Genomic DNA, 14,636 nt, shown 5'->3' on the forward strand with positions numbered 1-14,636 from the left:
GCGAGGTAAGCCACAGGGTTCACGGGAGAGAGCGGGTAGCCGGCGAAGGTGCCGGCAGTCAGGCGATCAAAGCGTAGCGGCAGGTCGATGAGCATGAGCGGGGCGGCTTTTGAAATCGTCAGCGGGGCGACGGCGGTGCCGAGCGTGAAGAAGGGCTGCGCGCCAAAGGGGAATGGCATGATGGCGTCGGCCATGTCTCGCCGGATGGGGCCGCTGCTGAGTTCGGCGCGTGCCTCGACCTTGCCAGTGGTGGCGGGTGAGGAACCGCCGACGAAGCCGACATGAGCCACGGCGCGCAGTCCATTCGCAGCGGCGGGCACGGGCACTAGGCCCTCGAAGCGGATGGTCATGACTTCATTGCCATCGCCCGTGGGGCGGACTGCGGTGCTCCAGGCGGGCAGATGCACGGCTCCGGGGATGTTTTCATGACTGGCAAAGAGCAGTCCGAAGTGGCTGCCGTGCTCGGCCACGAGACTCCAGGCATTCCGAACGGCCAGCGGATCTGCCAGCGGCATGCCCGCCCAGGGCAAAGGCAGCGCGGGAGCTGGCGGCACGACTTGGAAAGAGGGAGCCGGCGCATTGCCTGGAGGCAAAGGGGCCAGCACGCCGCCACGACGAGTCTGCACAGCAGGCACGGTGACGCCGGAGGGGAAAAGCGGCAGCAGTGAGCCATTCGCGGAGGTGACAACGAACCCGAAGGAGTCCAGCGCCGTGACTCGCGGCTGGACGTAGAGGTAGAGCGCCTCGGCACCGCTGAGCAGGGCGGCAATGTTCGTTCGGTTGATGGCGGGCATCACACGGCTGACAGGCGTGGAGACGCCTGGGGGCACAAAGCCAGAAGGCGTTAGCGGAATGGAGGCGAGAGGGATGGGCAGCACGGGAACGGCTTTGTGCGGCAGCACACCGAAGAGATCGATCCGCCACGCGGCGATGCGTCCGGTGCCACCGCTGGCGGTCCAGTTCACCGTCACGGGATCACCATCGCGGACGATGGTGGTGGCGGGAGAAATGCGAACGCCGCTGATCAAAGGTGCATCGAGCGGAGGCAGCGGGAAGAGCAGCTCTGCCAGCAAATCCAGCCATGGAAACCAGCCGCCAGGAGGTGGAGGATAACCAATGGGAATGACGATGCGCACTGGCGGCCAGAGCGGCGGAGGTGGTGTGTCAGGAACAGGAATGAGCGGCGGAGGTGGCTCCGGCGGCGGTGGCAGGGCGGCGACGGCACTCTTGGTGCCTGATTTCCAAAGCGGGATTTCCGTGGCGGTGACCGGCGTGCGCTCGACTTCACCGAGATCGTCGAAATGCGCGGATGGCGTGAGCCAGACGGAGGACAGCGTGGCTTTGTCATCCGGCTTCGTGTCGCTGTCATAGACGGGTTTGCCATCGGCCTCTATGCTCAGCCGACGGATCTGGGCGCGGTCGGGGATCTTTTGTGCACGGGCTCCGCTGCCGATGATGCCCAGCCCCGGTGTGGCGAGCGCCTCCAGCGTCAGGGGATTCATCGCCAGCTCAAAGTCAGCGATCTCGTAGAGCTGCGGCTTCGCTTCATCGCGCAAGGGGTCGGCTTCCGAGGTGAGCAGGAACTTCCGCGCGCCTGCCTGGAGGTAGAGCGGGCAGCGTGTGCCCGACTGAGGCGCATCAGCCGTTTCCAGAGAGACGAGGACACTCCCGACTTTCGTTCCCACGACGAGCGCAGGTTTGAAGCCAGCACTCGCTTCCTCCCACCAGGGGAAAGCGCCCGTGACGCGCCCGCTGAGGGAGCGCACCTGAGCGTGTTCGAGACGAAGTGCGCTCTTTTCGTCCTCCGTCAGTGTCGGTTTGCTGAGCTTGGCTTCATAGCCGGGCAACACCTTCATCAGGCTTTCGCGACTGGCAGCCAGCTTTTCCTGCGGGCGGGCATTCACGAGGCCGTTCGCGGCGAAGAGCTTGCCATTCACCTCGATTCGGTAGCCTGCGAGCGTCCAATCCGTGCGCCCCTGAGAGGCGAAACCGATGCGCTGGAGATCGCCACAGGTCACGCCCGCGAGAAGCTGTGAGGTTGTGAGCAGGACATCCTCCCCCGGCGCATCTGCGGCGGTGGTGAACTCAAACGTGGCCATCTGGCCGGGCTGGATCGAGTCACCCTCGACGGAAGATTTTTGCGGAAACGCCGCGAAGGAAGGTTCACGCCGAGTACCGCCGAGCGGGAAGAGTCGGAAGGGAAAACCGAGTCCCAGATGCACATCCACAGGCTCGCTGAGCGCCGCGCCCTCTTTGCCGACACCGAGGGTGATCTTGATCGACTGCAAGATCTCATCCGCCGGAAGAGCCCCCATTTCAAAAGGCGTCAGCGGAAGCCCGCGATGCTCGATCACCGGCATCTGCGCTGCGGCAGGTGCCTCAGTCGGCTCGGCAGCAGGCGGCGAAGCCGGAGCCGTGATCTGCGAAAGAATCGCCGGATTGATCTTCGTCAGGTAAAGCACGCCCGCGCCGATCAAGCCTCCCAAAAGAAGCCCCAGCATCACTCCGCCCCAGCGTGAAGGCGGCTTCGCAGCAGGGGCAGGATCATTCGGCAAACCGTCTCTCATAAAGCAATCGGGCTGAGTTCAAACTGACCGCGCAGGCACTCGACCTGCGCTGGAGTCACTCAAGATTAGCCAAATTCGTGCCTCGGAGGCAATGCTAAATTGATAGAACTTAAAACGAACTTCCGGGTTCTATCACTGAAGGTGTGGCGAGGCCTGAGATCGAACTTGGAAGTTCGATCTACATCCCCACCGGGTCCTCCGATCAGTTGTTCTTCAGCACCTCGATGAACGCCTCTTGCGGGATGTTCACGCGGCCGATGCTCTTCATGCGCTTCTTACCTTCCTTCTGCTTTTCAAGCAGCTTGCGCTTACGGCTGATGTCACCGCCGTAGCACTTGGCGGTCACGTCTTTGCGCAGGGCGCTGATGCTTTCACGGGCGATGACTTTGCCACCAATGGCGGCCTGAATGGCGACGACAAAGAGCTGCTGAGGGATGACCTCTTTCAGCTTGGCGCAAAGCTGGCGACCACGGCTCTCAGCCTTGCTGCGGTGGACGATGCAGGAGAAGGCATCCACGGGCTCGCTGGCGATGAGGATGTCCATCTTCACCAACTCGGCGGCCTGGGTGCCGGCGTGTTCATAGTCCATGCTGCCGTAGCCACGAGTGATGGATTTGAGCTTGTCGTTGAAGTCCACGAGGATCTCATTCAGCGGCAGGACGGTGTGCAGGAGCACGCGGCGGTCATCGAGCGTTTCGGTGTTGTTCACCTGGCCGCGCTTGTCCATGACGAGCTGCATGATGTCGCCGATGTGCTCGTTCGGAATCATGATGTTCACCTTCACGATGGGCTCGCGGATCTCGTCGATCTCATTCGCGGGCGGCAGGAAGGTGGGATTGTCCACCTGGATCTCGGTGCCATCGGTCTTCCGCACGTCGTAAATGACAGACGGGTAGGTGGAGATGACATCCATGTTAAACTCACGGCGCAGGCGCTCCTGGACGATCTCCATGTGCAGGAGGCCGAGGAAGCCACAGCGGAAGCCGAAGCCCAGCGCGGCGGAGCTTTCCGCCATGAAGGTGAAGGCGGCGTCATTGATCTGGAGCTTGCCGACGGCGAGCTTCAGCGCCTCGAAATCATCGGTGCTGACAGGATAGATGCCGCTGAAGACGAGCGGGTGGATCTCTTTGAAGCCAGGCAGTGGCTCAGGAGCGGGCTTGCGGGTCTCAGTCAGGGTGTCGCCGATCTTCACATCAGCGGTGGTTTTGACGTTGGCGATGATGTAGCCGACGTCTCCTGCCTCCAGCTTTTCACAAGGCACCATCTTCGGACGGAAGGTGCCCAGATCTTTGATTTCGGAGTCATTGCCAGAGGCCATCAAGCGCACCTTTTGACCGCGAACGATCGTGCCTGACATGACGCGGATGTAACTGACGACGCCGCGATACGGATCGAAGATCGAATCGAACACCGAAGCACGCAGGTAGCCATCGCCAGGATCTTTTGGCGCGGGGATGTAGGCGACGATGGCCTCCAAGATGTCGATGATGCCGATGCCCATCTTGGCGCTGGCGGACACCGCTTCGTCAGCGGAGAGCTGGAGGATGTCCTCGAGCTGGCGCTTCACCTTTTCAACATCAGCGCTGGGAAGGTCGATCTTGTTGATGATGGGCACGACGTGCAGGTTCTGCTGCATCGCGAGGTTCAAATTCGCCACTGTCTGGGCTTCCACGCCCTGGCTGGCATCCACGAGCAGGAGGGCACCTTCACAGGCGGCGAGTGAGCGGCTGACTTCGTAGCTGAAATCGACGTGCCCGGGTGTGTCGAGCAGGTTGAGTTTGTAGATCAGGCCGTCTTTGGCCTTGTAATTCATGCACACGGGGTGCGCCTTGATCGTGATGCCACGCTCGCGCTCGAGGTCCATGCTGTCGAGGAGCTGGTCCTGCTGCTCTCGCACGGTGATGGACTTCGTGGCCTCTAGCAGGCGGTCTGAGAGCGTGGTCTTTCCATGGTCGATGTGGGCGATGATGGAGAAGTTACGGGTGCGTTCGATGGACATCAGTGGGCAGGCGGGGTCGGGGGCGGAGCTAGTAGCCGCGACGGGGGAGAGGGTCAAGGGGGGGGAAGCGGAAGCACGAATGACGAAATCCGAAGGACGAATTTCCAGGGCACGCGCCGGATCACCCGATCATCGCCCGGAAGTCCTCTTCCCCGATGACCTTCACGCCGAGCTTGGTGGCTTTGTCGAGTTTGCTGCCAGCGTCTTCGCCCGCGAGGAGGTAGGTGGTCTTGCCGCTGACGCCGCTGCTGACTTTGCCGCCGTGGCTGCGAATGGTCTCGGCGATCTTTTCCCGCTCCTCGCTGAGCGTGCCGGTGATGACCCAGGTGGTGCCGGCGAGCTTGTCACTGGCGGCCACGACTTCCTGCTGGGCAAAGGTCAAGCCACTGACGCGGAGGCGGCTCAGGAGTTCCACGTTCACTTCGTCGCGGAACCACGCGAAGAGGCTCTGCGCCACCACATCGCCGATGTCTGGGCACTGGATGAGTTCCTCGACACTGGCGGAGGCAACAGCGTCGATGCTGCCGAAGTGCTCCAGCAGCTTCCGAGCACCTCCAGCGCCGACATGGAGAATGCCGAGGCCGAAGACGAGACGCCAGGCGGGCTGGGATTTGCTGGCTTCGATGGACTTGAGGTAGTTGTCGATGCTCTTCGTGCCGACGCGCTCCAGCCGGGCGAGCAGGAGTTCATTCAAAGCGTAGAGGTCGGCGACATCGCGGACGAGCTTCAACTCCACGAGCTGCGCCACGACGGACTCGCCGAGGCCGCTGATGTCCATGGCTGCACGACTGACGAAGTGCTCGATGCGGCGCTTCACGACCTCCGGGCAATGCGGATTCGGGCAGCGGATGACGACCATCTCTTCATCACGAAACACGCCGGTGCCACAGATCGGGCAATGCGTGGGAAGGGTGATCACTTGTTCGCCTCCTGTGCGCTTCTCGGTCTTCACGCTCACCACGGCAGGGATAATCTCGCCGGCTTTTTCGATGATGACGAAGTCGCCGATGCGGATGTCCTTCCGCTCGATCTCCTCGAAGTTATGCAGCGTGGCATTGCTCACCGTGCTGCCGCTGACAAAGACGGGTTCCAGCCGCGCCACGGGCGTCAGAGCGCCGGTGCGCCCCACCTGGATGTCCACCGCGAGCAGTTTGGTTTCTGCCTGCTCGGGCTGATATTTATACGCGATGGCCCAGCGCGGAGCTTTGCTGGTGAAGCCCAGCTCCCGCTGATCGGCGAAGCTGTTCACCTTGATCACTGCGCCGTCGGTTTCGTAAGGCAGAGACTTCCGCTTCGCGTCCAGATCACGGATGGCGGCAGTGAGTTCCTCGGCATTGCTGGCACGCCAGATGTGGTCCGCTTTGCGCAGTCCGGCACGGTTCAGCAGTTCGTGCATGTCGGTCTGCGACTGCACAGGCATGTCGGAAGCATCGGCGAGGCCGTAGAAGACGATGTCGAGCGGTCGCTTCGCCACGATCTTGGGGTCGAGCAGCTTCAGCGTGCCAGCGGTGGAGTTGCGCGGATTGGCAAAGGTCTGCTCGCCCGCCTCCTCGCGCTCTTGATTCAGTTTGGCGAAGTTCGCCTTCGGCATGAAGACCTCTCCGCGCACCTCGAAGTTCTGCGGGCCGTCGGCTGGCAGGCGCAGGGGCAGGGTTTTGATGGTCTTGAGGTTGTTCGTCACATCGTCGCCCGTCTGGCCGTCGCCACGAGTCGCGCCATGCTTGAGGACGCCGTTTTCATAACGGATGGAGATGGCCACGCCGTCCACCTTCGGTTCGATCACGCAGTCGATCTGCTCGCGGCCGAGGCCCTTTTGTAGGCGGGCAAAGAAGGCGGCGAGTTCCTCCTCGGAGTAGGTGTTGTCCAGACTCATCATCGGCACCGAATGCCGGATCTGCGTGAAGCCCTCCAACGGGGCGCCGCCCACCCGCTGCGTCGGCGAGTCCGGCGTCAGCAGATCAGGAAACTGCGCCTCGATGGCTTGAAGTTCCTTCAGCAACGCATCGTACTGCACATCACTGATGACAGGCCGCGCCTCGACATAGTAGAGGCGGTTGTGCTTCTCGAGTTCAGTGCGGAGAAAGGCAGCGCGGGCGGCGGCTTCGGCGTGGGTCATGCGCCTTGATTAGCCGCAAAGGCGCGCAAGGAAACGGGAAAATCAGAGCCCAGCGATGAACTCTTCCAGACTCACGTCGGCTTGTTCGAGCAATCCATGAGCAGGTGCTTTGCTGCGAAGTTCCGCCCTTCGATGATCCATGAGTTGCCGGAAGCCGTTGTTTCCTGCGATTTCAACAAGTTCGACAGCGTTTCACCGCCCTTCGATCTGAAACTCGACAGCAAGCCATGCGCCCCATTCTCTATTTCCTCCTTTCGTCATTCGGTATACTTCATTCGTCATTTTCGGCCACGCCGAACATCATCCTCATGATGGGCGATGATCACGGATGGGAGGAGACGGGCTATCACGGTCATCCACATGTCAAAACGCCCGTGTTGGATGAGATGGCGGCCACGGGGCTGCGGATGGATCGCTTTTACGCCGCGCATCCGAGCTGCTCGCCCACGCGGGCGAGTTTTCTCACCGGACGGCACCCGAACCGCATGGGCACCTTCACGCCGGGCTGGTCCTTCCGACCAGAGGAGATCAGCAGCGCTCACCTCCTTTCGAAAGCAGGCTATCACTGCGCCCATCTCGGCAAATGGCATGTCGGTGCGGTGAAGAAGGAGTCGCCCGTGAGTCCGCTGGCGATGGGATTTCATGAGTGCCTCTCGCATGACAACTTCTTCGAGATGAACCCATCGCTCTCACGCAATGGCGGTCAGCCCGAGGTTTTCCAAGGCGAGAGCTCCGAGATCCTCATCCGCGAGGCCATTCAAGTCATCGAACGCGCTCAGAAAGCTGGAAAGCCGTTCTTCCAGGTCATCTGGTTCGGCTCGCCGCACGAGCCTTACAGCGGCCTGCCGCAGGATCTCGCGCTCTATGACGACCTGCCTGCGAAATACACGAAGATGGTCAAACTCACCTCCAACGAAACCGGCGGCGGCACCAAACGCCCGCAGGGCGAGGTGCTACGCGAGCGCTACGCCGAGATCACCGCCATGGACCGCACCATCGGCACCTTGAGAAAACATCTCGCCCAAAACGGCCTGCGCGAAAACACGCTGCTCTTTTACTGCGGCGACAACGGCACCTCGCCCGATGCCGCGCTCGGTGTGCCTCATCGTGGCACCAAAGGCACCTTTTATGAAGGCGGCACGCTGGTCCCCGGTCTCATCGAATGGCCCGCACGCATCACGAAGCCGCGCAGCACGAGCGTGCGTGCCTCCACCAGTGATCTCCTTCCTACCGTCGCCGCGCTTGTCGGCCAGCCGCTGCCACAGCGTCCGCTTGATGGCATCGACCTCAGCCCTGTGATTGATGGCACGATGACGACTCGGCCTACAGCGCTGCATTTTTGGGAATATCAGACGGCTGGCAAAAAGGCCGGTGTGGAGCCCTACATCGCTCCCGAGCTTCAGCAGGGCACCACACCGCTGGTGAAAAAGATGGGCGGCAAGGCCACGCGTGATTTCACGAACTTCCGTCACCCCGTCATCACTGAGGAAGACTACCTCGGCGCGCGTAGCATCATCGAGGGCGATCAGAAGCTCGTCATCCACGAGCAGAAGAGCGGTGCTCCAAAGATCGAGCTTTTCGATTTGAAGGCTGATCCCGCTGAAAAGACAAATCTGGCCGCTCAACAGCCAGAACTCGTGAAATCTCTTCAGACCAAACTCCGCCAGTGGCAGGACAGCGTGCTCAAGAGCCTCACCGGCGCGGACTATCGCAAGTGAAGCCCGAAGCCTCGACAGGCTTCCGCCGATCTTTGCCGCAAGCTGCTCGCCCATGCCGCGTTTCCTGACGCTCCATGAAGCTTGTCCTTTTCTGTCTCCTCGCCCTCTGCCCTTCGCTCTTCGCCGCAGCCTTGTCCTCCGAAGCTTCAGCGAAGGATGGAAAGCCCAACATCGTCTTCATCCTCGCCGACGACCTCGGCTACTCCGACCTCGGCTGCTACGGCGGCGAGATCGAGACACCGAATCTCGACTCGCTGGCGAAGAACGGCCTGCGCTTCACGCAGTTCTACAACACCGCCCGCTGCTGGCCCACACGCGGTGCTTTGATGACCGGCTTTTATGCGCAGCAGATTCATCGGGACGCGCTGCCGAATGTCGGCGGTGGTGGTCAGGGCGTGCGGCAGCCATGGGCGCGGCTGCTGCCGGATTTCCTCAAGCCAGCGGGTTATCGCAGCTACCACAGCGGGAAGTGGCACATCGACGGCAAGGTGCTCGATGCGGGTTTTGATCGCTCGCTCGACACCCGCAACCAGGGAAACTTTTTCACCGCCAAAGGCAACGCCATCGACGACGTGCCAGTTGAAGTGCCTGCGGACGAAAAAGGCTACTACACGACCATCGCCACAGCCGACCACGCGATTGATTGCTTGAAGGATCACGCCGCGAATCACGCTCAGAAGTCCTTCTTCCACTACATCCCCTTCATCGCGCCGCATTTCCCGCTGCATGCGTTGCCGGAGGACATCGCGAAGTATCGCGACAAGTATCTCAAAGGCTGGGACAAGATGCGCGAGACCCGTTTTGCCCGCCAAAAGGAGATGGGCATCACGAACACGACTTTGTCGGACTTGGAACGTGAAGTCGGCCCGCCGTATGCCTTTCCTGATGCGATGGAAAAACTCGGGCCCGGCGAAGTGAATCGCCCGCTGCCCTGGAGCGAACTGACCGACGAGCAGCGCCGCTTCCAGGCCACGAAGATGGCCATCCATGCCGCGATGGTGGACCGCATGGACCGCGAGATCGGCCGCATCCTCGCGCAGCTCAAGGACATGGGCGCGTTTGAAAACACACTCATCTTTTTCGCCTCCGACAACGGTGCCAGCGCGGAGATCATGGTGCGCAATGGCGGCCACGATCCCGCCGCGTCTCCGGGTAGCGCCGAGACTTATCTTTGCCTCGGCCCTGGCTTCTCCAGCGCTGCAAACACGCCGCATCGCCGCCACAAGACCTGGGTGCATGAAGGCGGCATCAGCACGCCGCTCATCGCGCACTGGCCTGCGGGTATCACCGCGAAGAACGAGCTGCGCACCACGCCCGCGCATGTCATCGACATCGTGCCCACCGTGCTCGACATCGTTGGCATCGAGAAGCCGAAGGAATGGAAGGGCGAACCGATCCCGGAAGCCCCAGGACGAAGCCTTGCGCCAGCCTTTGCCAAGGACGAAACCATCGCCCGCAACAGCCTCTGGTGGCTGCATGAAGACAACAAAGCCATCCGCGTTGGCGATTGGAAGCTCGTCGCCGCCAAAGGCGATGCCTGGGCGCTCTACGACCTGAAAACCGACCGCGCCGAGCAAAACGATCTCGCCGCGAAGATGCCCGAGAAGGCGAAGGAACTCGAAGCCGCCTGGCAGAAGCAGACTGATGAGTTCACCACGCTCGTGAAGAAAACACTCGCCGATCAGCCGAAGGGCAAAGCCAAAGGCAAGAAGACGAAAAAGTAATCTTCCATCATGAAGCGTCTTTGCGTCTTCCTCTTCGTCCTTTGTCCTCTGCTCTCCGCCTGGGCGCAGCCCAATGTCATCTTCATCTACGCGGATGACCTCGGCTTCGGTGATCTGGCCTGTCATGGGCATCCACGCATCCAGACGCCGAACCTCGACAGCATGGCGAAGGAAGGCACGGACTTCTGGAGCTTCACGGTGGTGAATCCGGTGTGCTCGCCGAGCCGCACGGGCATCGTGACGGGGCAGTTTCCCTCGCGCTGGGGTGTGCATCAGCACTTTGCCACGCATGAGCAAAACGTGGCGCGCAACATGCCCGACTGGCTCGATCCGAAGGCACCGCTGCTGCCGCGTGTGCTGAAAGAAGCGGGCTACAAGACCGCGCACTATGGCAAGTGGCATCTCAGCGGGCAGGAAAAGGATGGGTTCACTCCTTTGCCAGTTGCCTATGGTTATGATGACGCGGCGGTGTGGGTCGGACCTGGGCGCGGTGTTTTTGAAGGAACAAGCCTTGCCGACATCTCCGCCAAGGATGGACCGAGCTTTCAGTCTGTGGCAGCCACAGAGCATGCGCTGCGCTTCATCCGCGAGGCGAAAGGTGCGTCGTTTTACATCAATCTCTGGCTGCATGAAGCCCATCACCTCGTCTCGGCCACGGAGGACGACAAAAAGCCATATCCCGACGTGCCGGAGCCGCAGCGGACTTATTACGCGGCGGTTTCGCGTGCGGACCGGCAGGTAGGACGCGTGCTGGATGCGCTCGATGAGTTGGGCCTCGCCAATAACACACTCATCATGTTCTCCAGCGACAACGGCCCTGAGAACAGCCACGCGCAACCGGGGCAGAAGTTTTATCACAGCCAGGGCAGCACCGGTGGCCTGCGTGGTCGCAAGCGCAGCCTGCTCATGGGCGGCGTGAACGTGCCTTTCCTCGTGCGCTGGCCCGGTGTGGTGCCTGCGGGCCGAGTGGACAAGGAAACCGCGCTCGCCGGTGTGGATGTCTTTCCCACCGTGCTCGCCGCCACGGGTGTGAAATCACCCGAAGGCTATGCCTCCGATGGCGAGAGCATGCTCCCCGCCTTCAAAGGTGAGAAGCAGGCGCGCACCAAACCTGTCTTTTGGTGGTGGCAGGGCGGCCACACTGGCGATGACTGGCCCGCCTTTGCAATGCGTGAGGGATCGCATGTGCTCATCCTCGACGAGACCAAGCAGCGCACGGAGCTCTTTGATGTCATCGCGGATCGTTTCCAAACCAACAATCTCGCCACCGCCGAACCGGAACGCGTGAAGCACATGACCACCGCCATCGACGCGTGGTTTGCCACGCTGCCCAAAAGTGTCGATCCTGCGCTGCGTGCGAAAGCCGCGCCAAAACCTGTGGCCAAGCCCGCCGAAATCACACCAGAGACACGCCTGCGTGCCTTCAAAAACTGGGACAAGAACCAGGACGGCCATCTGACGCTCGACGAATACCGCAACGGCCTCGCGAAGAAGGACAACGCGGAGGCCCGCTTCAAAAACTTTGATCAAAACAGTGACGGTAAGCTCACCCAGGATGAGTTCACCCGCCAATCCGCCAAATAGCACCTATCCATGAAGCGTTCCCTTTTGCTCCTTTCGTCATTCGTCATTCTGCATTCGTCATTGGCCGCCGAGCGGCCCAACATCCTCTTCCTCTTCGCGGATGATCAGCGCTACGACACGCTGAGCTGCGCCGGACATCCCATCATCCAGACGCCGACAATTGATGGTCTCGCTTCGCAGGGCGTGCGCTTCAGCAACGCGCATGTCACCACCGCAGTCTGCTGGGTGAGCCGCGCGGTCGTGCTGACAGGCCAGTGGGTGCGCACGCATGCGAAGCGCGATGCGATGCCGCAGGTGCTGCCAGAATCCTTGAGCACGATGTTCCCCGAAGTGCTGCGCCAGGCGGGCTACCGCACCGGGCATTTCGGTAAGTGGCACATGATTGCCCCGCCGGGATTCAAGCCCGAGGAGCACTACGACGAATACGAGGCCATCGGCCGCAATCCCTACTTCAAGACGATGCCCGATGGCTCAAAGCGGCATGAGACGGACATCGTGTGCGACAAAGGCATCGCGTTCATCAAATCTCAGCCGAAGGACAAGCCTTTCTGCCTCAACCTTTGGTTCAACGCAGCTCATGCTGAGGACAGCGATCATCGCCCGGGCATCGGCTTGTATCCCTGGCCGCCGTCGGTCGATGGCCTGTATGAGGGCCGCAGCATCCCGCCACCGCGCCTTGGCGATGCGGCCATCTTTGACGCGCATCCGCAGTTCCTCAAAGACAGCATCAACCGCGAGCGCTTCTTCTGGGGCTATGACACGCCGGAGAAGTATGAGACGAACGTGCGAGCCTACTACCGCATGATCAGCGGCATCGACAAAGCCATCTCGCGGGTGCTTGCCTCGCTCAAAGAGGCCGGCCTCGCCGACAACACGATCATCGTCTATTCCGCTGATAACGGTTATTACCTCGGAGATCGCGGCTTTCAGGGCAAATGGTCGCACTATGAGGAGTCGCTGCGTGTGCCGATGGTCGTCTATGATCCACGTTTGCCGAAAGAGCAGCGCGGCAAGGTCTGCGACGATCTCGTGCTGAATGCCGATCTCGCCCCCACCTTCCTCGACTGGGCCGGTGCGAAGCGCCCCGCTGGCTACGAAGGCCGCAGCCTGTCCACTTTGATCGAGGGCAGAGGTAGCGACAAACCCTGGCGCACGCATTTCTTCTGCGAGCATGTCGATCTCGCCCCCACGCTGACCTGGGAGGGCATACGCGATCGACGCTATGTCTATGCGCGCTACTTTGACCAACAGCCCGCCTACGAGTTCCTGCACGATCTGCAAACCGACCACGACCAATTGAAGAACCTCGCCACCGATCCTGCGCATGCCGACACCTTGAAGAAGATGCGTGAGCTCTGCGATGCGGAGATGAAAGCGCGTGGCGGTGCTTTGCTGCCGATGGATCAACGCGGCTCGAAGAAGCCTGCGAGAGGCAAGGCGAAGAAGAAAGTCGAATAACTCTCATGCGCTTTGCAATCTTCATTCTCTCCGCCCTCTGCTCTCCGCTCCTGGCTGAAAAACCCAACATCATTTACATCCTCGCCGATGACCTCGGCTACGGCGATGTGCAGTGTCTAAATCCGCAGTGTGGAAAGATCGCCACGCCTCATCTGGACAAACTCGCGGCGCAGGGCATGACATTCACGGATGCGCACAGCGGCTCGTCCGTCTGCACGCCGACGCGTTACGGATTGCTCACTGGTCGCTACGCGTGGCGCACTCGCTTGCAGGCGGGCGTGCTGGATGGCGGCAATGACGAGCCACTCATCGCCGCAGATCGGCTCACGGTGGCGGGTTTGTTGAAGGCGCAGGGCTACACCACGGCCTGCATCGGCAAGTGGCACCTCGGTTTTCAATCCAAAACCCCGGCGGCAAAGAGCGCCAAGAAAAAAGGCATGGGCAATGCCGGGCTGCCTGTCGGCGCGGAGATCATCGACGGGCCGGTGACGCGTGGCTTTGATCTGTTCTGGGGCTGCTCAAATGCACGCACCATGTCCGCTTTGATCGAGGGAGATCGTGTCATCGAGACCATCGAGCCGATCGCCATGCTGCCGCGTCTTGGGAAGCGAGCCGTGAGCTATGTGCAGGAGCGCTCTGCGGATGCGAAAGCAGGAAAACCTTTCTTTCTCTACTTGCCGCTCACCTCGCCGCACACCCCCATCCTGCCCACGCCTGAGTGGCAGGGAAAGAGTGGCCTTGGCGATTACGGCGACTTCGTCATGATGACCGATGCCATCGTCGGTGACGTGCTCGCGGCGCTCGATCAGGCGGGCCTCGCGGACAACACGCTTGTCATCTTCACCGCCGACAACGGCTGTTCGCCCCAGGCAGGCACCGACAAACTCGAAAAGCAGGGCCACTTCGCTAGCGAGCGGCTTCGCGGCTACAAGGCGGACATTTGGGATGGCGGACACCGCGTGCCATTCTTCGTCCGCTGGCCAGGCAAGGTCAAAGCTGGCTCGCAAAGCGACCAACTCATCTGCCACACCGACTTCATGGCCACCTGCGCCGAAATCCTCGGCGTGAAACTGCCAGACACCGCTGCCGAGGACAGCATGAGCCTGCTCCCTGCATTGCTCGGCACTGAGAACGCCGTATCACGTCAAAGCGTCATCCATCACAGCATCAACGGCCGCTTCGCTGTACGTGAGGTCCGCTGGAAGCTCTGCCTCTGCCCAGGCTCCGGAGGCTGGGGAAAACCGGGCGATGTCGAAGCCGCCAAGCAAGGACTGCCGGCCGTCCAACTCTACGATCTCAGTACCGAGATCGCCGAAACCAAGAACCTCAGTGCCGAGCATCCTGACATCGTCGCCAAACTCACGAAGCAACTCGAAGCCAGCATCGCCAACGGCCGCAGCACTCCCGGCGTGAAGCAGGCCAACGATGTCGAGGTCCGAATCTTCAAAACTAAAGCCGCCCAAAAATAGC

The 14,636-nt window shown here is 61.3% G+C and carries 7 protein-coding genes and 1 pseudogene; 5 read left to right on the forward strand and 3 right to left on the reverse strand.

Annotated features, from left to right (window positions below):
- The 3 genes and pseudogenes from AC6FTP_RS13500 to ligA form a co-directional block, all read right to left on the reverse strand.
- Positions 1-2,567: pseudogene (locus AC6FTP_RS13500) on the reverse strand (hypothetical protein); the annotation flags it as partial.
- 202 nt (positions 2,568-2,769) lie between these two features.
- Positions 2,770-4,566 carry a translation elongation factor 4 gene (lepA, locus tag AC6FTP_RS13505; protein WP_497207459.1) on the reverse strand — a complete coding sequence of 599 codons (1,797 nt, stop codon included), beginning with the start codon at positions 4,564-4,566 and terminating at the stop codon, positions 2,770-2,772.
- Positions 4,567-4,687: 121 nt separating this feature from the next.
- Positions 4,688-6,682, reverse strand: a complete 1,995-nt coding sequence (ligA, locus tag AC6FTP_RS13510) for an NAD-dependent DNA ligase LigA (RefSeq protein WP_497207438.1) — start codon at positions 6,680-6,682, stop codon at positions 4,688-4,690.
- Positions 6,683-6,909: 227 nt separating this feature from the next.
- Here ligA and AC6FTP_RS13515 point away from each other — a divergent pair, with 227 nt between their 5' ends.
- The 5 genes from AC6FTP_RS13515 (at position 6,910) to AC6FTP_RS13535 (ending at position 14,635) form a co-directional block, all read left to right on the forward strand.
- Positions 6,910-8,400, forward strand: coding sequence for a sulfatase family protein (locus tag AC6FTP_RS13515; RefSeq protein WP_497207439.1), 1,491 nt, complete (start codon positions 6,910-6,912; stop codon positions 8,398-8,400).
- A 74-nt stretch (positions 8,401-8,474) separates the two neighbouring features.
- Positions 8,475-10,124 carry an arylsulfatase gene (locus AC6FTP_RS13520; RefSeq protein WP_497207440.1) on the forward strand — a complete coding sequence of 550 codons (1,650 nt, stop codon included), beginning with the start codon at positions 8,475-8,477 and terminating at the stop codon, positions 10,122-10,124.
- Between the two features lie 9 nt (positions 10,125-10,133).
- The gene (locus AC6FTP_RS13525; RefSeq protein WP_497207441.1) at positions 10,134-11,708 is read left to right on the forward strand and encodes a sulfatase-like hydrolase/transferase; all 1,575 of its coding nucleotides are present in this window, start codon (positions 10,134-10,136) and stop codon (positions 11,706-11,708) included.
- A 9-nt stretch (positions 11,709-11,717) separates the two neighbouring features.
- Positions 11,718-13,166 carry a sulfatase family protein gene (locus AC6FTP_RS13530; RefSeq protein WP_497207442.1) on the forward strand — a complete coding sequence of 483 codons (1,449 nt, stop codon included), beginning with the start codon at positions 11,718-11,720 and terminating at the stop codon, positions 13,164-13,166.
- Positions 13,167-13,171: 5 nt separating this feature from the next.
- Positions 13,172-14,635: a sulfatase family protein gene (locus AC6FTP_RS13535; RefSeq protein ID WP_497207443.1), complete on the forward strand. Its 1,464-nt coding sequence runs from the start codon at positions 13,172-13,174 to the stop codon at positions 14,633-14,635.
- Position 14,636: the final 1 nt, after the last annotated feature.

The organism is Prosthecobacter sp., from assembly GCF_044378005.1.
In the GTDB taxonomy this organism is placed as follows: Bacteria; Verrucomicrobiota; Verrucomicrobiia; order Verrucomicrobiales; family Verrucomicrobiaceae; genus Prosthecobacter.

What these genes read in the sequence shown, in the direction of transcription:
- AC6FTP_RS13525 (WP_497207441.1), top strand. Translation starts at nt 10,134, where the DNA reads ATGAAGCGTCTTTGCGTCTTCCTCTTCGTCCTTTGTCCTCTGCTCTCC.
- AC6FTP_RS13535 (WP_497207443.1), top strand. Translation starts at nt 13,172, where the DNA reads ATGCGCTTTGCAATCTTCATTCTCTCCGCCCTCTGCTCTCCGCTCCTG.
- lepA (WP_497207459.1), bottom strand. Translation starts at nt 4,566, where the DNA reads ATGTCCATCGAACGCACCCGTAACTTCTCCATCATCGCCCACATCGAC.
- ligA (WP_497207438.1), bottom strand. Translation starts at nt 6,682, where the DNA reads ATGACCCACGCCGAAGCCGCCGCCCGCGCTGCCTTTCTCCGCACTGAA.
- AC6FTP_RS13530 (WP_497207442.1), top strand. Translation starts at nt 11,718, where the DNA reads ATGAAGCGTTCCCTTTTGCTCCTTTCGTCATTCGTCATTCTGCATTCG.
- AC6FTP_RS13515 (WP_497207439.1), top strand. Translation starts at nt 6,910, where the DNA reads ATGCGCCCCATTCTCTATTTCCTCCTTTCGTCATTCGGTATACTTCAT.
- AC6FTP_RS13520 (WP_497207440.1), top strand. Translation starts at nt 8,475, where the DNA reads ATGAAGCTTGTCCTTTTCTGTCTCCTCGCCCTCTGCCCTTCGCTCTTC.